This window comes from Streptomyces sp. 1331.2, from assembly GCF_900199205.1.
GTDB lineage: Bacteria > Actinomycetota > Actinomycetes > Streptomycetales > Streptomycetaceae > Kitasatospora.
Window position 1 is genome coordinate 5552550 of the sequence record NZ_OBMJ01000001.1, and the last position, 21025, is coordinate 5573574.

Consider the following 21025-nt stretch of genomic DNA (forward strand, 5'->3'; position numbering starts at 1 on the left):
CGTGTCAAGGCTGCTCTTCTCCCTTCGCCGGTATGACCCGGATCAGGTTCGGACGGTCGCAGGCCGTGTCAGCCCGCCTCTCAGCCCGGTTCGCCGGGCTCCCGTGATGGTGTCCCCACCATAACGCCGGGGCCCGGCCCGGCCGAAGGCCCGTACGAGGGGTGGACGGCCCCTGGGGCGGTGGTGGGGTGCTGGGTACAGTGACGGGCGTGGCAGAGCTGAGCGGAACGGATCAGGTGGTCGTCGTCGGGGCCGGGCTGGCCGGGGCGCAGTGCGTCCTGAAGCTGCGGCAGGGGGGCTGGCGGGGGCGGATCGTCCTGGTCGGCGAGGAGCCGCACGCGCCGTACGACCGGCCGCCGCTCTCCAAGGACGTGCTGCTCGGCAAGAGCGACAGCACCACCCTGGACATCGACTACCCGAACCTCGGCATCGAGGTGCTCACCGGCCGCCGCGCCACCGGCCTCACCCCCGGCGTACTGCACACCGACGGCGGCGACCTGCCGTACGGCTCGCTGGTGATCGCCACCGGCGCCGTCCCGCGCGCCCTGCCCGGCGCCGAGCGCGCGCACCTGCTGCACACCCTGGACGACGCCCTGGCGCTGCGCGCGTTGCTGCGCCCCGGCCTGCGGCTGGTGCTGGTCGGCGCGGGCTGGATCGGCGCCGAGGTGTCCACCGCCGCCCGCCAGGCGGGCTGTGCGGTGACCGTGGTCGAGGCGGGCCCGGCGCCGCTGCCCGGCGCGCTGCCGACCGCCATCGGCTCGGCGATGGCCGCCTGGTACGCCGAGGCCGGTGTCGACCTGCGCTGCGGGGTCGGGGTGGCCGCCGTCGAGCCCGGCGCGGTGCTGCTGGCGGACGGTTCTCACCTGCCCGCCGACGAGGTGGTGGTCGGCGTCGGGGCCCGGCCCGCGACCGGCTGGCTGGCCGGCTCCGGCGTCGAACTGGACGAGGCCGGTGCCGTCGTGGTGGACGAGCGGCTGCGCACCGGCCTGCCCGGCGTCTTCGCGGCCGGCGACTGCGTCAGCTACCCCTCGGCCCGGGCCGGTGCCCGACTGGCCGTCCAGCACTGGGACCACGCGCTGCAGTCCGGCGAGGCGGTGGCCGCCGCCGTGCTCGGCGCGGAGGCGCCGCCGTACGACCCGGTGCCGTACTTCTGGTCGGAGCAGTTCGGGCGGATGGTCCAGTACGCCGGCCGGCACGCCGAGAGCGACGAGCTGCTGTGGCGCGGCAGCCCGCAGGACGCCTCCTGGGCGGTGCTCTGGCTGCGCGACGGGGTGCCGAGCGCGCTGCTGACCGTGGACCGGCCGCGCGACCTCACCCAGGGGCGGAAGCTGATCGAGCGCGGGGCGGCACTGGACCCGGCCCGCGCGGCGGACCCGGCGGTGCCGCTGAAGTCGGCCGTCGCGGGGTAGTGCCTGGTGCGCGGCGGGCTGCGGAGGTGGCAGTCTGGTGGCGTGAGCGAGATCGAAAGCAAGATTGAATCCCTGGTCCCGGCGTGGCTGTACCTGCCCGACATCTCCGAGCGGTGGGGTGTGGTGGTCACCGAGGTCCGCAACATGGTCAAGAAGGGTGACCTGATCGCGGTCCGCCGCGGTCCCAACAAGTCCCTTCAGGTCCCGGCGGCGTTCATCGACGAGGACGGCCCGGTCAAGCACCTGATCGGGCTGCTGACCGTGCTGCGCGACAGCGGGTTCCGCGACGACGAGATCATCGAGTGGATGTTCACCGAGGACCCGTCGCTGCCCGGCACCCCGATCCAGGCGCTGTGGGAGAACCGCGCCACCGAGGTCAAGCGCCGCGCCCAGGCGATGGCGCTGTGACGACCCCGCGGCGCGAGCGGCTGGCCGACGCCCGGCTCTACCTGTGCACCGACGCCCGCCGGGAGCAGGGCGACCTCGCCGAGTTCCTGGACGCGGCGCTGGCGGGCGGCGTGGACATCGTCCAGCTGCGCGACAAGGGCCTGGAGGCCAAGCAGGAACTGGAGGCCCTGGAGGTCTTCGCCGACGCCTGCCGCCGCCACGGCAAGCTGCTGGCCGTCAACGACCGCGCCGACGTCGCCCACGCGGCCCGGCCGGACGTGCTGCACCTCGGCCAGGACGACCTGCCGGTGCCGGCCGCCCGGGCGATCCTGGGCGAGGACGTCCTGATCGGCCGCTCCTGCCACGCCGAGTCCGAGGTGGACGCGGCGGTCGCCGAGCCCGGCGTGGACTACTTCTGCACCGGCCCGGTCTGGCCGACCCCGACCAAGCCGGGCCGCCCGGCGCCGGGCCTCGGCCTGGTCTCGTACGCGGCGAAGCAGGCCACCGACCGGCCGTGGTTCGCCATCGGCGGGATCGACCTCGGCAACCTGGACGAGGTGCTGGCCGCCGGTGCCCGCCGGATCGTCGTGGTCCGGGCCATCACCGCCGCGGAGGACCCGCGGGCGGCCGCCGCGGAGCTGTCCCGGCGGGTGCGCGCTAGCTGAGCCCCCCGGGTGTGTCCGGGCCTCCGCCGTCCGCAGGCTTCAGTACTTGCGGACGGTGGCGGCCTCGGCCAGCGCCAGCAGCACCAGGCGGGCCCGCTCGTCCACCAGCGGCGCCGCCTCCAGCGCGGCCAGCGACTGCCGCATCAGCTCCTCGATCCGGTGCTCCACCAGCTCGGGCGCACCGCTGCGGGCGACCAGCTCGCGCAGCCCGGCGACCTCCTCGGCCGCCAGGTCCGGCGCGCCGAGCCGCTCGTCCAGGTGCCGGGCGTCGGCGGCCGACAGGCCCCGCATCGCGTGCGCGACCAGCAGGGTGCGCTTGCCCTCGCGCAGGTCGTCGCCGGCCGGCTTGCCGGTGACGGCCGGGTCCCCGAAGACGCCGAGCAGGTCGTCCCGCAGCTGGAAGGCCTCGCCCAGCGGGAGCCCGAACGCCCCGAAGGCCTCGACCAGCTCCGGCCCGGCGCCCGCCAGCAGCGCGCCGACCTGCAGCGGCCGCTCGATCGTGTACTTCGCGGACTTGTAGTGCAGCACCGTCTGCGCCCGGTCCAGCGCGCCCTCGTCGGTCGAGTCGCCGGCCACCGGCTCCAGCACGTCCAGGTACTGGCCGAGCATGACCTCGGTGCGCATCAGGTCGAACACCGGCTTGGCGGCCAGCACCGCGGCCGGCTCCAGGCCCGAGCGCAGGAACAGCTCGTCGCACCAGATCAGCAGCAGGTCGCCGAGCAGGACGGCGGCCGAGGCGCCGTACTGCTCGCGGTCGCCGCGCCAGCCGCTGTCGCGGTGCAGCGCCTCGAAGCGGCGGTGGATCGAGGGCAGGCCGCGGCGGGTGTCGCTGCGGTCCATCAGGTCGTCGTGCACCAGGGCACTCGCCTGGAGCAGTTCCAGGGCGGCGGCCGCGTTGGCGATCCCCTCGCCGCCCGCCCCCTCGGCCGGGCCGCCGGCGCCGCGCCAGCCCCAGTAGCAGAAGGCCGGGCGCAGCCGCTTGCCGCCGTCCAGCAGGAAGTCGCGCAGCGCGTCGGAGGCCGGCACCAGCTGGGGCGAGATCGTGCCGAGCATCGCGGACTGGCCGTCCATGAACGCGGCGAGCGCGGCGTTGACGCGTGTCCGGACGTCCTCCACGTCAATGGGGTTGGCCGGCCGGGTGCTGGACGAGGTCACGATGGGGCTCCGCTGGTTCTCTGGGGGTGCAGCCAGCCTAGCGGGGCAGCTGGGAACGGGCGTGCGAGCGGCCCGGGGAGCGGCCCCGGGAGTGGCCGGTGGGCGCGCAGGCAGAAGCGGAATGCCGTCCGCCAGTTGTCTCAATCCGTGGAATACGGTTGTCCGCCCTCCTCGCAGGCCGGATAGCCTGCCAGCATGGCACTCGGTATCGCTTCCACGAGAACGGATCGCGCACTGACGGTCCGCGACCTCCTGGCGGCCGGCAAGCGCTCCTTCTCCTTCGAGTTCATGCCGCCGCGCAGCGAGGTGGGCGAGCAGAAGCTCTGGGACGCCATCCGCCGACTCGAACCGCTCGACCCCAACTTCGTCTGCATGACGTACGGCGCCGGCGGCTCCTCGCGCGAGCGCACCGTCAACATGGTCGGCCGGATCGCGACCGAGACCACGCTGACCCCGGTCGCCCACCTGACCGCCGTGGACCACTCGATCGCGGAGCTGCGCAACATCATCGGCCAGTACGCCGACCAGGGCGTGCGGAACGTCCTCGCGGTCCGGGGCGACCCGCCCGGTGACCCGATGGGCGAGTGGGTCACGCACCCCGAGGGCGTCACCTACGCCTACGAGCTGGTGGAGCTGATCAAGGGCATCGGCGACTTCTGCGTGGGCGTCGCGGCCTCGCCGAACATGCACCCGCGGTCGACCGACTGGGACGAGGACATCCGGCACTTCGTCGCGAAGATCCGCTCCGGGGCCGACTACGCGATCACCCAGATGTTCTTCGAGGTGGACGACTACCTGCGGCTGCGCGACCGGGTGACGGCCGCCGGCTGCGAGGCGCCGATCATCCCGGAGATCATGCCGGTGACCAACGCCAAGCAGCTGGAGCGCTTCCCGCAGCTCAGCGGCGCGCCCTTCCCCGCCGACCTGGAGGCCCGCCTGCGGGCGGCCATCGACGACCCGGCGGCGCTGCGGGCCGTCGGCATGGAGCACGCCACGGCGATGGCCGAACGCCTCCTCGCCGAGGGCGCGCCCGGCCTGCACTTCATCACGCTGAACCACTCCACGGCGACGCTGGAGATCTACCAGAACCTGGGCCTGCACCAGCGTTAGGGCCTGTCCGGCGGATCTTGCCGGGCGCACGACGCCGGATCATCCCGCCTGGACGCACGCCCGAATCGTCCAAGTACACCCAGTACGAGGGCGATTCGGGCGCACGCCCAGACGGGCGCCCGACGCCGCGCGCTGATCCGACAAGATCCGCCGGACAGGCCCTAGACCCCGCTGTTCACGAGCCCGTCACCGTCGCGTCGGTGGCGGGCTCGGTCGTGTGCGGCCGGTGCCGGGCGCGGCGGGAACGCGATGCGGTACCCCGGCCGTTGAACCGGTACAGTCGCCGGACACGCGCGGCGCGGACGCGCGGGCACGCGACTGGAGGTAGCGGGCGGATGGGCATCGGATACCTGCTGCTGTACGCCGCGTTGGCGGTGGTGGCGCTCTGGCTGGTCGCCGAGGTGCTGCTGCAGAACCGGGCGCCGCTGCACTGGCGCGTCCTGGCCCTGGTGGGCTTCCTGGGCGTGGCCGCCGGGATGAGCCTCGGGTCGGTCGTGGTGATCGGAGCCGGCGCGGCACTGTTCGCCGTCGGGCAGACCTTCGTCACCCTCTCGGTCAAGCGCGGCTACCGGAACGGCTGGTCCCTGCGGAACGCCGACGGCAGCCTGCCCGGTCCGCTCGCCAAGGTGCCGCTGCTCGGCGCCCTGACCGGCGGTGGCGCGGCGGCGGCCGTCGTGGTCGCCGAGGAGCGGGTCGGCGAGGTCAGCGCCGTCGAGGAGCCCCCGGCCGCCGCTCAGTCGGAGCCCGAGGAGCTGCCGGAGGTCGAGCAGACGGCGGCCTTCGAGATGCAGGAGCTCGCCCAGGACGGCGTCTACGCGTCCTCGTACTACGAGCAGCCGCAGCCGCACCAGCAGCAGGTCCAGGACCCGTACGGCGGCGCCTACCAGGGCGGCTACGACCAGCAGCAGTGGCAGACCCAGCAGCAGACCGCCTACGGCTACGACCAGTCCTACGGCGCCTACCCGCAGCAGCAGAGCCCGCAGCAGCCGGACCCGTACGGCAACTACCAGCAGCAGGACCAGTACGCGGGCTACCAGCAGGAGCAGCTGCACCAGCAGGCGGCCTGGGATCCGAACCCCCAGCAGCACGAGCACCAGCACCAGCACCAGCAGTGGCAGCCGCAGCCCGACCCGCAGGCCCAGGGCGTCCCGCAGCAGCCGGCGTACGACCAGAACTACGGCTACCAGCAGCAGAACACCTGGCAGCAGTAGGGCCCTGCCCGGGCGGGGGCTACGCCGGGCCGACCAGGTCGGCCGCGATGCAGGCCGACATCCCGACCCGGGCGAGCCCGCCGCCCGGATGGGCGGTGCCGCCGATGAGGTAGAGGCCGGCCCGGGCGGGGGCTACGCCGGGCCGACCAGGTCGGCCGCGATGCAGGCCGACATCCCGACCCGGGCGAGCCCGCCGCCCGGGTGGGCGGTGCCGCCGATGAGGTAGAGGCCGGGGACGGGCGACTCGTTGGCGGTCTTCAGCCAGGCGCCGTCGGCTCCGGCGAGGACCGGCAGCGCGACCGAGCCGCCGAGGGCGCCGGTCTCCCGGCGGGTGTCCTCCGGGGTGCGCACGACCCGCCACAGCACCCGCTCGCGCAGGCCGAGCCCGGCCGCGTCGACGTGGTCGAGCAGCCGGTCGGCGTAGCGGTCGGCGACGCCGGGCGCGGTCCAGTCGACCCCGCCCTGGGCGGGCACGGTCGCGGTCAGCACCACGCTCTCGTGGGCGCCGTCGGGGCGCAGCGCCGGGTCGTCCGGGCGCAGCACCTGCACGGTGGGGCGCTCGCAGAGCGGGGCGTCGAGGGCCAGGGCGCGCTCCTCGGCGGCGAGGTCGGCCGCGTGCACCACCGTGCGGTGCGCGGCGCCCTCGGGCCGGGGGCCGCGCAGGGCGAGCAGCACGGTGAACCGGCCGGGCGCCCCGGACGGCTGCCACGTGGCGGCCGGCCTGCCCGGCCACTCGGCCAGCCCGCTGCGGAACAGCGCGTCGGCGTCCATCGCCGAGATCACCAGGTCGGCGTCGATCCGGCCGTCCGCCGTCTGCACGCCGCAGGCCCACCCGTCCTCGACGACCACCCGGGTGACGGGCGTGTCGAAGCGGAAGTCGACCTTGCGAAGCTCGCAGCGCCGGTACACGGCCTCGGCCAGGGCGCGCAGGCCGCCCCGGACGTACCAGACGCCGAAGGACTGCTCCATGTACGGCAGCACGGTGGCCCCGGCGGGGGCCCGGCCGGGCAGGAAGCCGTACCGGACGGCGGGCTCGAACAGCAGGGCGGTCAGCCCGGGGTGGCCGTCCAGTCGGCGCGCCGCCACGTCCCGCAGGGTCCACGGCGCGGGGCGGCGCAGCCGGGCCAGGCCGGTGCGCGGAGGGACGGGGTACGGGTCGGTGCCCAGGAACGCCCGGTCGGCCGGGAGCGGTTCCTCCAGCAGCGGGCGGCGGGTGGCCTCCCAGACCGTCCGGCCGTGGTTCATCACCTCGCTCCAGCGGGCGCCGGAGCCGGCGCCGAAGGCCGTGTCCAGGGCCCGGCCGACGCCACCGCGGGAGGCGTTGGGCAGGGTGACGACCGTCCCGTCGGGGAAGAGGTGCCGGCTCTCCGGCTCGACCGGGGCCAGCTCGACCAGCTGTTCCAGCGGCTCCTTGCCGGTCTTCAGCGCGAGGTCGCGGTAGACGGCCGGGAGGGCGAGCAGCCCGGGCCCGGTGTCGAAGGCGAACCCGTCCCGCTCGTACCGGCCGACCATCCCCCCGTACGTGCCGCCCGCCTCGCAGACCGTCACCCGGTGGCCGAGGGTCGCCAGCCGGGAGGCCGCCGCGAGCCCGCTCATTCCTGCGCCGATGATGACGATCCGTGCCATGACCACTGATCCTAGGACCGCTGCAGGGAGGGCGTTCCCGCAGCCCGGGCGGCCCTGCGTTCGCGGCGGCGGGCGCGGAAGGCGCGGATCCTGCTGATCGCCAGCCAGACCAGCAGCAGGCCCACGGCCAGGACCACGGCGGCGATCGAGGCGGCCAGCCAGGGGTGGAAGATCGCCAGGGTGACCAGGCCAGCCACCGAGAGGTCCTCCGCCATGCTGACCACGATGTTGCTGGCGGGCTCGGGAGAGGTGTTGACGGCCATCCGCAGCGAGGCCTTCACCAGGTGGCTGACCAGCGCGGTGGTGCCGCCCATCGCCCCGGCCGCGACCTCGCTGAGCGAGCCGGGGTCGTTGCTCGCGATCAGCACGCCGACGGTGGCGCCGGCGATCGGCCGGATCACGGTGTGCACCACGTCCCAGACGCTGTCCACGTACGGGATCTTGTCGGCCACCGTCTCCAGCGCGAACAGCACGGCGGCCGCGACCAGCACGTCCGTGCGCTCCAGCGCGTGCGGCACCGACTGCGCGTCGGCGAACCTGCCCAACAGGCCGAGCAGCAGCACCACCGCGTACGCGTTGATGCCGCTGGCCAGTCCGCTGGTGAAGATCAGCGGCAGGATCGTCATGGCCTCCCCCTTCCTCGCAGAACCGGGCCGGTTCCGCCCGGCCCCGCCGTACCGTACCGGCAGCCGGGGACGTCGGGCGCACCCGTCCCGGTTCCGGGCCCGGGGACTGAGTACGGATACTCAGGTGCACGGTTGAGTACGTCAGCGGATGGCCTGCGACCTGCGGAGACGGGAGAGTAGTGGCACCCGGGAGGGCGGCGCGTCGGGCGCCGGCCCACCCGGGCGGCGGATCCGTGAAGGATTCGCGACGGGGCTGGTCACGGTCCCCGCACCGCCGACACGGGGCGGCGGAGCGGGCCGGGGGGAGACCAGCCACGGGGGAGGTTCGCCACCGCCGCCCACGGGGGGAACGGCGGAGCGACGGCACACGGCGGCGGCGCGGTCCGGGGGAGGGCCCGCGCCCGCCGCCGGTTTGCTTTCCCGGGCGGCCCTGCCCGGCGGAGCGGCCGGCCCGGCCGATTGTCAGTGGTGCCGTTCACGATGGAGGGGCACGGACCACCCGGTCCGCGCGCTGCCTCGGAACGGGGGAGACCATGACCATCAGCCATCCTGAGCCCGTCACCGCCCGCCTCCACTCCGCTGCCCTGCCGCACACCCCGGGGCCGTCCGGTGGCCGCCCCGCCGGAGCGGACGTCCACCCCGTGCTGCGCCGGGTCGCCGCGCCGCCGGCCGCGCTCGACCTGCTCGCCGACGCGCACCGCACCCTCGTCCGGGCCCGCGCCCTGGAGGACCCGCTGGAGCGCTACGCGACCGCGCACCTGGCCGCGCTGCGCACGGTGGCGGCCGTCCTGGCGGCGCGCGGCCGCCCGGAGAAGAGCCCACGCCGGCGCAAGGCCATCCGCAGCGCCTGGGAGGTGCTGCCCGAGGTCGCCCCGGAGCTGGCCGAGTGGGCGCTCTACTACGGCGCCGGGGCGCGCCGCCGGGCCGCCGCCGAGGCCGGGATCAGGGGCGCTGCCTCGGCTCGCGACGCCGACGACCTGATCCGCAACTCCGCCCTGTTCCTGCGCCTGGTCGAGCGACTGCTGGGCCTGCGGGTGGCCCCGCCGGCCCCGCGACTGCCGTTGGACGGCGACGTGCCGCCCGCCGGCCGTCGGGTTCAAGGCCGTCAGGCTTAAGGCCCGGGGCCGTCAGGCTTAAGGTGGGGGCATCCTGATCGATCCGCACGTGCCGAGGAGCCCCACCTTGTACCCGACGCGTCCCCGCAGCGCCCTGCGTACCGCCGTGGTGTGGGAGGTGGTGCGGGCAGCCCTGGAGAAGCGGGCCGCCGAGCTGGACCAGCCGGTGCTCGACGTGGTCGACACCGGCGGCGGCACCGGCAACTTCGCCGTGCCGGTGGCCAAGCTCGGCCACCGCGTCACCGTGGTCGACCCCAGCCCGGACGCCCTGTTCGCCCTGGAGCGCCGGGCCGCCGAGGCCGGGGTGACGGAGCTGGTGCGGGCCGTCCAGGGCGACACCCAGACCCTGCCCGAGCTGGTCGCCCCGGGCAGCGTGGACGCGGTGCTCTGCCACGGCGTGCTGGAGGTCGTGGACGACCCGGCCGAGTCGCTCGGCAGCCTGGCCGCCACCCTGCGCAAGGGCGGCCTGGTCAGCCTGCTGGCCGCCAACCGCAACGGCGCCGTGCTGGCCCGCGCCCTGGCCGGCCACTTCAACGAGGCCCGGACGGTGCTCTCCGCCGCCGACGGCCGCTGGGGCGAGCAGGACCCGATGCCGCGCCGCTTCACCGGCGAGGAGCTGGGCCGGCTGGCCGAGGCCGCGGGCCTGCGGGTGGAGTCGGTGCACGGCATCCGGGTCTTCGCCGATCTGGTCCCCGGCGTCCTGGTGGACACCGAGCCGGGCGCTCTGGAGGCGCTGCTGAAGCTGGAGGAGGCAGCCGCCGCGCAGCCCGACTTCCACGCCGTGGCGACCCAGCTGCACCTCCTGGCCACCCTGGCCTGAACCGTCTGCCGGACACCTTCGCGAGGCCTTCGCGAAACCTCCCGCCGCCGTACGGCTCGCCCGCCGTACGGCGGCGGTTCGCGTTCCGTACGGGCGAGGGGTTCCGCGGCCGGATCCCGATCACCGGACGTGAAGGTCCCCAGGTCTCGACCGATTCCATCGGATCGGGCACTTGTCCGGGGCGTGGCGCGTTGACACCGGTGCGGCCGTACCCGCCGGAAGTGGCCCGTCCCACGCGGCGCAGACCACCCCGTAACGGGCCCACGGACCGTATGATCTGGGTAAAGCCGGAAAGCATGACAGCCGGACGCGTGGGGCATATGGACGACACGGGCCGGGTCCCCCGCACAGGCGTCCGACCGTGTGCCCCATGGCTGATTGGACTTGCCTCCCCGACCGGGGTGGGCGGACCGGTCGCACCCGCGACCGACGAGTAGGAGGACTCCGTGCCGCTCTCGGAGCACGAGCAGCGACTGCTCGACCAGATGGAGCGAGCGCTGTATGCCGAAGATCCCAAATTCGCGTCGGCGCTTGAGGGAACCGGGCTGCGCACCCACACCCGTCGTCGGGTCTACCTGGCCGTCGCCGGCTTCGTGGTGGGGATCGGCCTGTTGATGGGCGGCATGGTCGTTCCGGACCAGATCTGGGTCAGCGTCGTGGGCTTCCTGGTGATGCTCGGGTGCGCGGTGTTCGCCGTGACCGGCTGGCGCCGCGGGCCCGCGGGCCAGGGCTCCGGGGCCCGCCAGACCGCCGCCGCGCGGCGCAAGGCCGGGATGATGGACCGGGTCGAACAGCGCTGGCAGCGCCGACGGGACGAGCAGACCGGCGGCTTCTGAGCCGCGGCCGCTCCGGAAGCCGGAATCCGGGGCCCGGATCGTCGAACGCAGGACTCCAGAACGCGGACGCCGGGGGCGGGTAGTCGATCGACTGCCCGCCCCCGGCGTCGGTGCGTCCGGCCCCGGTCAGGACTCCGGGGCGTCCGGCTTGGGGCGCCGGGTGAAGACCCGCCGCACCGGCGCGGACACCGCCTCGCCGGCCCGGCCCGCGCCGGTGGCGACGGCCGTCCTGGCCGTCCGTACGGCGTCGGAGATCCGCCACCACAGCTGCGCCGAGGACGGCGGCAGCAGCAGCGCCCTGGTCCGCCCGGCCCGGCCGGCGTGCGCCTGCAGGCCGCGCCGGGCGGTCTGGACGTCGGCGGCCAACAGCGCCGTGGTCGGCTGCCCGGGCGGGGCGTAGAGCACCCGTTCGGTGGCCAGCGCCACTCGGCCGGCGGCGGCCGCCGAGTCCGCGTCCAGGGCCGCCTTCTCGGTGATCCGTCGGGCGGCCGAGCGCGGGGTGCGTGACTCGTCCGGGGGAATTCCGAGGTCCCAGGCGGAGTCGACCAGCTCGTCCCAGGCGGCCAGCACCTGGGCGTCGGTCAGCTCCGTCGGGCCGTCCCCGCCGGGCCGGCGCCGCCCGCTCCGGCCCAGCCGGCGACGGCGTACGGCCGTGCGCCAGAGCATCGGGAGGAGCAGCAGCGCGAGTACCGCGAGCACTGCGGCGAGGGTGCCGAGCACCTGCCCGGAGAGCAGCCAGGACTCCTCGCCGGCCTGGGCGGCGGCCTTGCTCTTGGGGCCGCAGTCGCCCAGCTGGCGCTGCTTGGCGGTGCAGTCCGAGCTCGCGGACGGCGCCGGGGCGGCCGAGGCGGTCTGCGGGGCGGCGGTCGCCTGCTGGGTCGGCGCGGTGGTCGGGGCGCTGGACGTCTCGGTGTAGCGGGTCGGGGTGCCGCGGCTGGGGGTCGGCTCGAAGCGCAGCCAGCCGTAGCCGCTGAAGTACAGCTCGGGCCAGGCGTGGTACATCCGGCCGGTGACCGAGTACACGTTGCCGCCCTTGTTGTCGCCGGGGGTGAAGCCGACGGCGACCCGGGCCGGGATCTTCAGCGACCGGGCCATCGCCGCCATGGTGGAGGCGAAGTGCACGCAGAAGCCGCGGCGGTCGCGCAGGAAGACCGCGATCGCGTTGCTGCCGGTGCCGGCCGAGACGCTGGTGTCGTACTTGAAGTCCGGGCCGGTGAACCAGTTGACCAGGGCCATCGCCCGGTCGTAGTCGTTCTGTGCGCCGGAGGTGACCTTCCTGGCCTGCTCGGAGACCACCGAGGGCAGGTCGGAGGGGACGGCGGTGTAGTGCTCCCGGATGCTCGACGGCGCCGAGGGGGCCTGGCGCAGCTCGTTGGCGGTGGGCCGCAGGTCCAGGGCGCTGACGTGGTAGCGCAGGCCGCGGATCGCCTTGTCGTTGGCCGGCAGGACGGTGCGGGTCAGCGGGTCGAGCCGCCAGTCGCCCCGGTTGGGGACCTGGACGGAGGCCGCCGGGTAGGGCATCGGCAGCCAGCTGTTCTCCAGCCGGTCGCTGACCTGGAAGTCGCCCTCGATCCGGGGGACGTTGGCGTCGTGCAGGCCCTCGGGGAGGGGCAGCGTGGCCGGGAGGTCGTTGACGGTGGTGCTGGCGAGCCTCCAGTTGGTGCCGTCGAACTGGTCCAGCGAGCCGGTCCGCAGGTAGGTCTGGTCGGCCAGCGTGCTGTCCAGGGTGTAGCTGAGCAGCTCGGCGTCGGTGGGCTTGGTGATCGCGGCCTCCAGGCTGACCAGCGGGTCGAGGCTGGTCGCCACGCTCCCGCCGCCGGTGCCGCCCGAGCCGGCGGGGCCCGAATGCAGCAGCCCGCCGCCCCACTGCGGCAGGACCGCGGGAAGCACCATCGCCACGGCCAGGGCCAGGATGCCGACCTGCCGGCCGCCCGGGTTGACCGTCTCCGCGTTCACCATGCCGCGCGCGCCGCCGCGGAAGATCCGGCCCCAGCGGGAGACCCGGTCCTGGCCCTCGACGAACAGCAGCAGCAGGTAGCCGGCCGCGGCGACGGCGAACCAGACCCAGCTGCCGTGGTCCCCGGCGAGGCCGTTGCCGATCGAGTAGAGCGCCAGCAGCGGCAGCCCGGCCAGGGCCGCGCGGCGGTAGGTCACCGCGACGGTGTCCACCGCGACGGCGATCAGGCCGACCGCGGAGACCAGGATCAGCCGCAGGCCGGGGGTGGGCGGCGCGGGGATCGCGTACTGCTGGATGTCGTCCAGGCCGGAGGCGAAGACCTGGTCCAGGACCCGCATCGTGGCCGGGCCGGGCAGGATCCCGCCGGCGCCGGCGAAGCCGAGCAGCATCAGCAGGAGCAGCACCAGCAGCTGCCCGACCGGCACCGTCCAGCGGTACAGCGGGGAGCGGCGCAGGCCCGCGCCGACCGCGGCGAGCACGGCGATCACCAGGACGGCGTGGGTCAGCCAGCTGCGGGTGGTCAGCAGCGGCAGCAGGCAGAGCGAGGCGAGGGCGGTGGCCAGCGCCGAGTAGACGGTCAGTTTGGCCCGGGTGGTCACGCGCCGGCCTCTTCTCGGTTGGGGGCGGTCGTCTTGGCGCCCTCGGCGGCCCGCCACAGGGTCGGCAGGGAGTCGCCGGCGCGCACCGGGATCACCGTCCAGCCCGCCTCGCGCAGCTTCCGGACCCGGGCCCGGAACTCGTCGCCGCCGGTGTCCGGGGCGAGCATCCGCAGGCCGGCCCAGGTGCCGCTGTCCAGCAAGAAGGCGATCGCGCCGCCGGTGCGGCTGCGCAGCCGGCCCAGCCGGGCGGCCTGGGTGTCGTCCAGCTCGCCGAGCACGGCGACCAGCAGGCCCTCGCCGCCGGTGCGCAGCGGCTCCTCGGCGCGGGAGAGCGTGCCGCCGTCGGAGAGGTCGGCGACCGCGAGGGCGTCCAGGATCAGCCCGGAGGTGTCGGCGGCGCTGTTGTTGCCGCCCGCGCCGGGGCCGGGCACCGACTGGCCGGTGTCGGTGAGCAGCTGGACCTGGTAGCCGCGCTCCAGCAGGTGCGCGGCGACGGAGGCGGTGCAGCTGACCGCCCACTCGAAGGAGGAGGCGGGGCCGCTGCCGCGGTGGCCGATCTCCCGGGTGTCCAGCAGGACGGTGGCCCGGGCCCGCTGCGGCTGCTCCTCGCGGCGCACCATCAGCTCGCCGTACTTGGCGGTGGAGCGCCAGTGCACCCGGCGCAGGTCGTCGCCCGGCCGGTACTCGCGCAGGATCACGTCGTCGTCGCCGGCCAGCGCCAGGGCGCGGCTGCGGTTCTCGCCCTGGCCGAGCCACTCGCCGCTGAGCCGGACGTGCGGCAGCGCCTGGATCTGGGGGACGACGGTGAGGACGTCGGAGGCGGTGAAGGAGCGGGTCACCTCGCACATCCCGAACGGGTCGGACAGCCGCAGCTGCAGCGGGCCGAGCGGGTAGCGGCCGCGCAGGTCGGAGCGGACCCGGTAGGACACCTCGCGGTAGCCGCGCGGTTCGACCCGGTCCAGCACGAAGCGCGGCCGCGGCCCGAGCACGTACGGGACCTTGTCCTCCAGGAGGAGCAGCCCGGTGGGCACCCGGGAGACGTTGTCGAGCCGCAGGTGAACCCGGGCCTCCTGGCCGGCGACCGCCCGGCGCGGGCTGAGCCGGCGGCCGCTGGCCACCCGGTAGCGGGTGTTGGCGACCACCACGACGGCGACCAGCGGCAGCGCGGCGAGCAGCACGCCGACGCGCAGCAGCGCGTCCTGGCCGAGCAGGTAGGCGCAGGCCACCGCGGTCAGCCCGGCGGCGAGGAAGGAACGGCCCCGGGTGGTGAGGCCGCGGAACCCGGCCCGCAGCCCCGAGGCCGAGTCGGACTGGGCCACCTCAGACCCTCCGGACGGCCGGGCCGCCCTGCGGGCGCGGCAGCGGCAGCCGGGCGACCAGGTCGGTCACGATCTGCTCGGAGGTGCGGCGGCTGAGCTGGGTCTCGGCGGTCGGCATCAGCCGGTGCGCGAGGACCGGGACGGCGAGGCGCTGGACGTCGTCCGGAGTGACGTAGTCGCGCCCGTCCAGCGCGGCGGCGGCGCGGGCGGCCCGGACCAGGTGCAGGGTGGCGCGCGGCGAGGCGCCCAGGCGCAGCTCGTGGCTGGTGCGGGTCGCGCCGACCAGGTCGACGGCGTAGCGGCGGACCGGGTCGGCGATGTGCACGGTGCGGACCAGGTCGATCAGCTTGAGGATGTCGGCGGCGTGCGCGACGGGCTGCAGGTCCTCCAGCGGGCTGGCGCCGGCGTGCACGTCCAGCATCGCCAGCTCGGCCTCGGGGCTGGGGTAGCCGATCGAGATCCGGGCCATGAAGCGGTCGCGCTGGGCCTCGGGCAGGGGGTAGGTGCCCTCCATCTCGACCGGGTTCTGGGTGGCCACGACCATGAACGGCGAGGGCAGCTCGTAGCTGGTGCCGTCGATGGTGACCTGGCGCTCCTCCATGGACTCCAGCAGCGCGGACTGGGTCTTGGGCGAGGCGCGGTTGATCTCGTCGCCGACCACGATCTGGGCGAAGATCGCGCCCGGGCGGAACTCGAAGTCGTGCCGCTGCTGGTCGTAGATGTTGGTGCCGGTGACGTCCGAGGGCAGCAGGTCGGGCGTGAACTGGATGCGGCGCACGGTGCAGTCGACGGACCTGGCCAGCGCCTTGGCCAGCATGGTCTTGCCGACGCCGGGCACGTCCTCCAGCAGCAGGTGGCCCTCGGCGAGCAGGACGGTCAGGGCGATCCGGACGGCCTCCGGCTTGCCCTCGATCACGCTCTCGACGTTGGCGCGAACGCGTTCCACGACCGCCGCGAGCTCGGGCAGTCCGATCGGCCGGTACCCGTCCGTCCTCCGCTCGCCCCCCGCAGGACCACCGAGACCGGCCTGATCGTTGTAGCTCGTCACCCGTTTACGCTCCCTGGCACCCTGTGCCCGCCCCGTCCCGAGGCCGGACCCCACCCATGCTTGACGCGGCCGTCCCGGGGCCGGTTCCGAAGGAGGATCCGGCGCGGGGGAGGCGGCCTGCGGCCCGGCCGCCCCAGGTGGTTCGGGGTCCGACCGGCAGGCGCATTCTCCCCCGCGCGGCGGCCGGAAGTCACCATTCGGCCGCCGCCGAATGGTGGGGGAGGGCCGGGGCTACGCGATCTCGCGCAGCAGGCCGGTGTGGACGTCGAAGACGAAGCCGCGGACGTCGTCGGTGTGCAGCAGGAAGGGGGAGGTGCGGACGCGCTGCATGGACTGGCGGACGTCGCCGTCCAGGTCGACGAAAGCCTCCACCGCCCACTGCGGGCGCTGGCCCACCTCCAGCTCCAGCTCGCGGCGGAAGTCCTCGGTGAGCCCGAGCAGGCCGCAGCCGGTGTGGTGGATGAGCGCGATCGAGCGGGTGCCGAGGGCGCGCTGGCTGATGGTCAGGGACCGGATGGTGTCGTCGGTGACGACGCCGCCGGCGTTGCGGATGACGTGCGCGTCGCCGAGTTCGAGGCCGAGCGCCGCGAACAGGTCGAGACGGGCGTCCATGCAGGCCACCACGGCGATCTTCTGCACCGGACGGGCGTCCATGCCGCCGTCCTGGAAGGTCACCGCGTACTCGCGGTTGGCCGAGACGAAGCGGTCGATGATGGTGGGGCGGGCGGAGTCGGCAGCGGCGGTCGGCGTGGGCCGGTCGGGAGTCACTGTCATGGCGGCGACGTTAGTGCGATTCGGGCGTCCGCGGTGGGGCGGAGAGCTACAGAACGAGCCGCTGTGATCGAGCACATAGCCACAACGGGAGGGTTTGTCCGGGCTGCTCCCGAGGTGGGTCGTACGCGCTCGCGGGGCGGGGGGCGCGCGGCGGTCTCCGTGGGCCCCCGGATCGGACCGCCGCGGGGCCGCCCCAACGGCCGCGACCTGCGATGATCCGTACCGCCGCCCGGGTGGTGCGCCGGAGCGGACCATTGACTGGCGAGACCCGCGCGATAGAGTTTGCGGCGCAGTGGAGCACACCCGCCGGAGCCCGTCAACCGGGCGTTCCCGGCCGGTGCGGCCCGGTCGACGCGGTCCGTGGCCTCCACCCGCTCCGTGCCACCTGGCGCACCTTCCCCGGCGCCGGGCGGTCACGATCTTCCCCTTGAGCGGGCGGGGACCACGGGCCGCTTCGTCGTGCCGGGGGGCGGTGGGCGAGAATGGTCGCAGCTCCCGGACGTCGGGCTGCTCCGCACCGAGGAAGGGCGCCGCCGCGCATGACCACCAACGAACCGGGCCCCAAGCACGTCCCGGTGATGCTGCAGCGGTGCATGGACGCACTGGCCCCGGCGATCTCGCGCCCCGGTGCCGTGGTGGTGGACGCCACCCTCGGCCTCGGCGGGCACAGCGAGGCGCTGCTCACCCAGTTCCCCGAGGTCCGGCTGATCGCGGTGGACCGCGACCCGCAGGCGCTGAAGCTGTCCGGCGAGCGGCTGGCCCCGTTCGGCGACCGGGCCACCCTGGTGCACGCCGTGTACGACGAGATCCCCGAGGTGCTGGAGCGCCTGGGCATCGACCGGGTGGACGGCGTCCTGTTCGACCTCGGCGTCTCCTCGATGCAGCTGGACGAGGCGGACCGCGGCTTCGCGTACGCCCAGGACGCGCCGCTGGACATGCGGATGGACCAGACCCGTGGGATCAGCGCGGCCGAGGTGCTGAACACCTACAGCCACGGCGAGCTCGCCCGGATCCTCAAGTTCTACGGCGAGGAGCGGTTCGCCGGGAAGATCGCCTCGGTGATCGTGCGGGAGCGGGCGAAGGAACCGTTCACCACGAGCGCGCGTCTGGTCGAGTTGGTGCGCAACGCGATTCCGGCGGCGACCCGTCGCACCGGCGGGAACCCGGCCAAGCGGACGTTCCAGGCGCTGCGGATCGAGGTCAACGGCGAGCTGGAGGTCCTGGACCGGGCGATCCCCGGGGCCTTGGACGTCCTCACGATCGGCGGTCGGATGGTCGTGATGTCGTACCAGTCGCTGGAGGACCGCCTGGTGAAGCAGTACTTCGCCGCCGGGGCGACCAACACGGCCCCACCGGGGCTGCCGTTCATCCCGGAGGAGCACCAGCCCTGGCTCAAACTGATCACCCGCGGTGCCGAGCTGGCCACCGAGGAGGAGATCGAGGAGAACCGGCGCGCCGCGCCCGTACGGCTGCGGGTGGCGGAGAGGATCAGGGACCGAAGCAAGCGGGGCTGACGAACCGGCCCGGCGGGGTCCGAAGGGCGGAGGAAAGCGGTGGGGCCGGTGGCCGGTGAGGTCCGGGCGGGGCGGGGAGGACTCCCCGGACAGGGCAGGGCACGCATCACGGTCCGGCCGGGGAAGCGCCCGGTCCGGGGGCGCACGCCGTTCGCGGTGCTCATCGTGGCGCTGCTCGCGGCGGGGCTGTTCGGGCTGCTGGCACTGAACACGGCGCTCAACGAGGGCTCCTTCGAACTGTCCCGGCTGCAGAAGCAGACCACCAAGGCGACCGACGAGCAGCAGAGCCTCCAGCACGAGATCGACCAGAGCTCGGCGCCGGACGCGCTGGCCAAGCGCGCCGCCGAGCTGGGCATGGTCCCGGCCGGCGGGATGGCCTTCCTGGACGTGCCGAACGGCGGCAAGGTGATCGGCACCCCGGGGCCGGCGCAGGACAGCCCGCCCGTCAAGCGTTCGACGGCCGAGCCCTGGCCGACGAAGACCGTTCCCGGCGCTCCTCAGCCGGGCGCCGGGCAGTCGCCGGCTCCGCAGGGCGCACCGCCGGCACCGGCCCCGCCGGCCGCTCCGCAGACCACGCCGACGGCGGCGGCCTCGGCCGGCGACTCGGTGATCCAGCTCAACCCGGCCTCGCCGGCCCAGTCGAATGGGGGTGCGGGTCGGTGAGCGAGTGGAACGAGCGAAAGGGCACGCCTCGTCAGCCCGCCGGGGGCTCCGGTTCGGGCTCGGGCAGCGGCCGCCGACCGGCACCCCGGGGCGCCGCGCCGCGCGCCCAGTCCGGCAAGGGACAGCCCGTGAAGGGACAGCCCGCCCGCAGCCAGTCGGCCAAGGCGCAGCCCGCCAGGACCGCCGCCGCCCGTACCCCGCGGGCGCCGCAGCCGCGCCGCTCCGAGGAGCGTCCGGCGGCCCGCAGCCAGGCGGCGGTGCGGCCGCTCCCGAGGACCCGGCCGGCGCTGCGCCCCAAGGCGCTCAAGCTGGCCGAGCCCAAGCGCCGCCTGCGGGTGATCACCGTGGCGATGTCGCTGGTGTTCTCGGTCTTCGCGGGCCGCCTGGTCCAGCTCCAGCTGGTGGACTCCGATGCGCTGGCCGCCGACGCCAACACCAACCGCTACCTGAACATCCCGATCACCGCCGAGCGCGGCTCGATAACGTCCGCGGACGGCGTGGCGCTGGCCGCCACCGTCGACGCGTACGACATCACGGCCGACCCGGCGATGTTCACCCCGGAGGCGACCGGCATCCCGGACGCGCCGGAGCAGGCGGCCGCGCTGCTGTCGCCGATCCTCGGGCTGTCCAAGGAGAAGATCGCCGCCGACCTGCACACCCCCAAGACCCGCTACAAGCGGCTCGCCGCCCAGCAGACCCCGGCCGCCAAGAACCAGATCAGCGACCTCAAGTCGAGCCTGGAGAAGCAGGCCGGCTCGCGGGCCTGCCAGCTGCAGAAGAAGCTGCTGGGCAAGCCCGCCGACCAGGGCGGGCGCACCCGGGTGGACAACGAGTGCGCCAACCCGCTGGCCGGGGTGTTCAACCGGGAGACCCAGAAGCGCGTCTACCCCGCCGACGGGCTGGCCGCCAACCTGGTCGGCTTCGTCAACGGCGAGGGCGCGGGCGCCGGCGGGCTCGAACTGCAGTACCAGCAGCAGCTGGCCGGCAAGGACGGGCACAGCAGCTACGCCCAGGCGGGCGGGCGGCTGGTGCCCACCGCCGGCGGCTCGATGGACCCGGCCGTGCCCGGCAGCGACGTCAAGCTGACCATCAACCGGGACATCCAGTGGGCCGCCCAGCGGGCGATCACCGACCAGGTGGCCAACTCCGGCGCGGAGAAGGGCTACGTCGTGGTCCAGGACGTGAAGACCGGCCAGGTCCTCGCGATGGCCACCGCGCCCGGCTTCAACCCGAACGACCTGAGCCTGTCCAAGCAGGCCCAGCTGGGCAACCCGGCCCTGGTCGACGCGTACGAACCGGGCAGCACCGCCAAGCTGATGAGCCTGGCCGCCGTGCTGGACTCCGGCAAGGCCAACTGGGACACCAAGGTCACCGTGCCGAACCGGCTGGTGCGCGCCGGGCAGCAGTTCAAGGACGACGTCGAGCACGGCGACTGGTACCTGACCCTGGCCGGGGTGCTGGCCAAGTCCTCCAACATCGGCACCATCGAGGCGGTCGAGACCCTCGGCGACGGCAACCAGCTGCAGGCGAACAAGGTGCTGGACGGCTACATGCGCAAGTTCGGCGTCGCCCAGCCGACCGGCCTGAACTTCCCCGGGGAGACCGCGGGGATGCTCAAGAAGCCGGAGGACCTGGTCGCCTCGGAGAAGTACAACATCTCCTTCGGCCAGGGCCCGCTGCAGATGAACGCCCTCCAGGCCACCTCGGTCTACTCCACCATCGCCAACGGCGGGGTGCGGGTGGCGCCGAGCATCGTCCAGGGCGTCACCGGCCCGGACGGCAAGTACAGCCCGACGGCGGCGGGCGAGCAGACCCGGGTGGTCAGCCCGGAGACCGCCAAGACCCTCACGTCGATGCTGGAGTCGGTCGTCGACGACGAGCAGGGCACCGGCGGCAAGGCCGCCATCCCCGGCTACCGGGTCGCCGGGAAGACCGGCACCGCCAACCGGGGGGCCGCCGACGGCAAGGGCTACGACGGCTACACCGCCTCCTTCATCGGCTTCGCCCCCGCCGACGCCCCCCGGGTGACCGTCTCCTGCACCCTCCAGGGGCCGGTCAACGGCCACTTCGGCGGCCAGCTGTGCGGGCCGGTGTTCAAGCAGGTGATGGAGTTCACCCTGAAGACCCTGCAGGTCCCGCCGAGTGGCAGCCAGGCGCCCAACCTGCCCGTCGAGTGGAAGCCGTGAGCGAG

18 protein-coding genes and 1 riboswitch are annotated in these 21025 nt (G+C 74.5%); of the genes, 11 read left to right on the forward strand and 7 right to left on the reverse strand.

The genetic code is table 11. The annotated features are described in order from the left end of the window. Positions 1 to 2: 2 nt before the first annotated feature. Positions 3 to 115: riboswitch (TPP riboswitch) on the reverse strand. Positions 116 to 200: 85 nt separating this feature from the next. From CRP52_RS23890 to thiE, 3 genes are read left to right on the forward strand one after another with little or no spacing between them, the layout of a single operon-like run. Further along, the gene (locus CRP52_RS23890) at positions 201 to 1409 is read left to right on the forward strand and encodes an NAD(P)/FAD-dependent oxidoreductase (RefSeq protein WP_097238259.1); all 1209 of its coding nucleotides are present in this window, start codon (positions 201 to 203) and stop codon (positions 1407 to 1409) included. Between the two features lie 42 nt (positions 1410 to 1451). Then, positions 1452 to 1817, forward strand: a complete 366-nt coding sequence (locus CRP52_RS23895) for an Rv2175c family DNA-binding protein (RefSeq protein WP_097238260.1) — start codon at positions 1452 to 1454, stop codon at positions 1815 to 1817. Further along, positions 1814 to 2461, forward strand: coding sequence for a thiamine phosphate synthase (gene thiE, locus CRP52_RS23900; protein ID WP_097238261.1), 648 nt, complete (start codon positions 1814 to 1816; stop codon positions 2459 to 2461). The genes CRP52_RS23895 and thiE overlap by 4 nt, the downstream gene beginning before the upstream one ends. 39 nt (positions 2462 to 2500) lie before the next feature. Here thiE and CRP52_RS23905 read toward each other — a convergent pair whose 3' ends face one another. Beyond that, positions 2501 to 3616 carry a polyprenyl synthetase family protein gene (locus CRP52_RS23905; protein ID WP_257032823.1) on the reverse strand — a complete coding sequence of 372 codons (1116 nt, stop codon included), beginning with the start codon at positions 3614 to 3616 and terminating at the stop codon, positions 2501 to 2503. A 195-nt stretch (positions 3617 to 3811) separates the two neighbouring features. Between CRP52_RS23905 and metF the strand changes: the two genes are divergently transcribed. After that, positions 3812 to 4726, forward strand: coding sequence for a methylenetetrahydrofolate reductase [NAD(P)H] (gene metF / locus CRP52_RS23910; protein ID WP_097238262.1), 915 nt, complete (start codon positions 3812 to 3814; stop codon positions 4724 to 4726). 335 nt (positions 4727 to 5061) lie between these two features. Then, positions 5062 to 5937, forward strand: a complete 876-nt coding sequence (locus CRP52_RS23915) for a hypothetical protein (RefSeq protein WP_097238263.1) — start codon at positions 5062 to 5064, stop codon at positions 5935 to 5937. 132 nt (positions 5938 to 6069) lie between these two features. Here the strand turns inward: CRP52_RS23915 and CRP52_RS23920 are convergent, their stop codons facing one another. Beyond that, complete coding sequence (locus CRP52_RS23920) at positions 6070 to 7563, reverse strand: phytoene desaturase family protein (protein ID WP_097238264.1); 1494 nt, start codon at positions 7561 to 7563, stop codon at positions 6070 to 6072. 11 nt (positions 7564 to 7574) lie between these two features. Next, positions 7575 to 8189: a DUF4126 domain-containing protein gene (locus CRP52_RS23925; protein ID WP_097238265.1), complete on the reverse strand. Its 615-nt coding sequence runs from the start codon at positions 8187 to 8189 to the stop codon at positions 7575 to 7577. A gap of 533 nt (positions 8190 to 8722) precedes the next feature. Between CRP52_RS23925 and CRP52_RS23930 the strand changes: the two genes are divergently transcribed. The 3 genes from CRP52_RS23930 (at position 8723) to CRP52_RS23940 (ending at position 10960) form a co-directional block, all read left to right on the forward strand. Further along, the gene (locus CRP52_RS23930) at positions 8723 to 9304 is read left to right on the forward strand and encodes an SAV_6107 family HEPN domain-containing protein (protein ID WP_179852902.1); all 582 of its coding nucleotides are present in this window, start codon (positions 8723 to 8725) and stop codon (positions 9302 to 9304) included. A gap of 67 nt (positions 9305 to 9371) precedes the next feature. Further along, entirely contained in the window at positions 9372 to 10124 is a 753-nt protein-coding gene (locus tag CRP52_RS23935) for a methyltransferase domain-containing protein (RefSeq protein WP_097238266.1), read from the forward strand. A 446-nt stretch (positions 10125 to 10570) separates the two neighbouring features. Continuing rightward, complete coding sequence (locus CRP52_RS23940; protein ID WP_097238267.1) at positions 10571 to 10960, forward strand: DUF3040 domain-containing protein; 390 nt, start codon at positions 10571 to 10573, stop codon at positions 10958 to 10960. A gap of 126 nt (positions 10961 to 11086) precedes the next feature. Here the strand turns inward: CRP52_RS23940 and CRP52_RS23945 are convergent, their stop codons facing one another. The 4 genes from CRP52_RS23945 to CRP52_RS23960 all read right to left on the reverse strand — a co-directional run bounded on the left by CRP52_RS23945 (position 11087) and on the right by CRP52_RS23960 (position 16657). Beyond that, positions 11087 to 13516 (reverse strand): transglutaminase family protein, encoded by a 2430-nt coding sequence (locus CRP52_RS23945; protein WP_097238268.1) that lies wholly within the window; start codon positions 13514 to 13516, stop codon positions 11087 to 11089. Beyond that, a complete protein-coding gene (locus tag CRP52_RS23950; protein WP_257032824.1) occupies positions 13513 to 14835 on the reverse strand; it encodes a DUF58 domain-containing protein in 1323 nt (440 codons plus the stop codon). The genes CRP52_RS23945 and CRP52_RS23950 overlap by 4 nt, the downstream gene beginning before the upstream one ends. A gap of 1 nt (position 14836) precedes the next feature. After that, a complete protein-coding gene (locus tag CRP52_RS23955; protein WP_179852903.1) occupies positions 14837 to 15883 on the reverse strand; it encodes an AAA family ATPase in 1047 nt (348 codons plus the stop codon). Positions 15884 to 16114: 231 nt separating this feature from the next. Further along, positions 16115 to 16657, reverse strand: a complete 543-nt coding sequence (locus tag CRP52_RS23960; protein ID WP_097238269.1) for a beta-class carbonic anhydrase — start codon at positions 16655 to 16657, stop codon at positions 16115 to 16117. A gap of 539 nt (positions 16658 to 17196) precedes the next feature. Between CRP52_RS23960 and rsmH the strand changes: the two genes are divergently transcribed. The 3 genes from rsmH to CRP52_RS23975 all read left to right on the forward strand — a co-directional run bounded on the left by rsmH (position 17197) and on the right by CRP52_RS23975 (position 21020). Further along, positions 17197 to 18171: a 16S rRNA (cytosine(1402)-N(4))-methyltransferase RsmH gene (gene rsmH, locus CRP52_RS23965; protein ID WP_097238270.1), complete on the forward strand. Its 975-nt coding sequence runs from the start codon at positions 17197 to 17199 to the stop codon at positions 18169 to 18171. A gap of 156 nt (positions 18172 to 18327) precedes the next feature. Next, on the forward strand, positions 18328 to 18834 hold the full coding sequence (locus CRP52_RS23970) for a septum formation initiator family protein (RefSeq protein WP_257032825.1): 507 nt from the start codon (positions 18328 to 18330) through the stop codon (positions 18832 to 18834). 128 nt (positions 18835 to 18962) lie between these two features. Beyond that, positions 18963 to 21020, forward strand: coding sequence for a peptidoglycan D,D-transpeptidase FtsI family protein (locus CRP52_RS23975; RefSeq protein ID WP_257032826.1), 2058 nt, complete (start codon positions 18963 to 18965; stop codon positions 21018 to 21020). The last annotated feature ends 5 nt before the right edge of the window (positions 21021 to 21025 follow it).

What these genes read in the sequence shown, in the direction of transcription:
- rsmH (WP_097238270.1), top strand. Translation starts at nt 17,197, where the DNA reads ATGACCACCAACGAACCGGGCCCCAAGCACGTCCCGGTGATGCTGCAG.
- metF (WP_097238262.1), top strand. Translation starts at nt 3,812, where the DNA reads ATGGCACTCGGTATCGCTTCCACGAGAACGGATCGCGCACTGACGGTC.
- CRP52_RS23915 (WP_097238263.1), top strand. Translation starts at nt 5,062, where the DNA reads ATGGGCATCGGATACCTGCTGCTGTACGCCGCGTTGGCGGTGGTGGCG.
- CRP52_RS23925 (WP_097238265.1), bottom strand. Translation starts at nt 8,189, where the DNA reads ATGACGATCCTGCCGCTGATCTTCACCAGCGGACTGGCCAGCGGCATC.
- CRP52_RS23930 (WP_179852902.1), top strand. Translation starts at nt 8,723, where the DNA reads ATGACCATCAGCCATCCTGAGCCCGTCACCGCCCGCCTCCACTCCGCT.
- CRP52_RS23960 (WP_097238269.1), bottom strand. Translation starts at nt 16,657, where the DNA reads ATGACAGTGACTCCCGACCGGCCCACGCCGACCGCCGCTGCCGACTCC.
- CRP52_RS23920 (WP_097238264.1), bottom strand. Translation starts at nt 7,563, where the DNA reads ATGGCACGGATCGTCATCATCGGCGCAGGAATGAGCGGGCTCGCGGCG.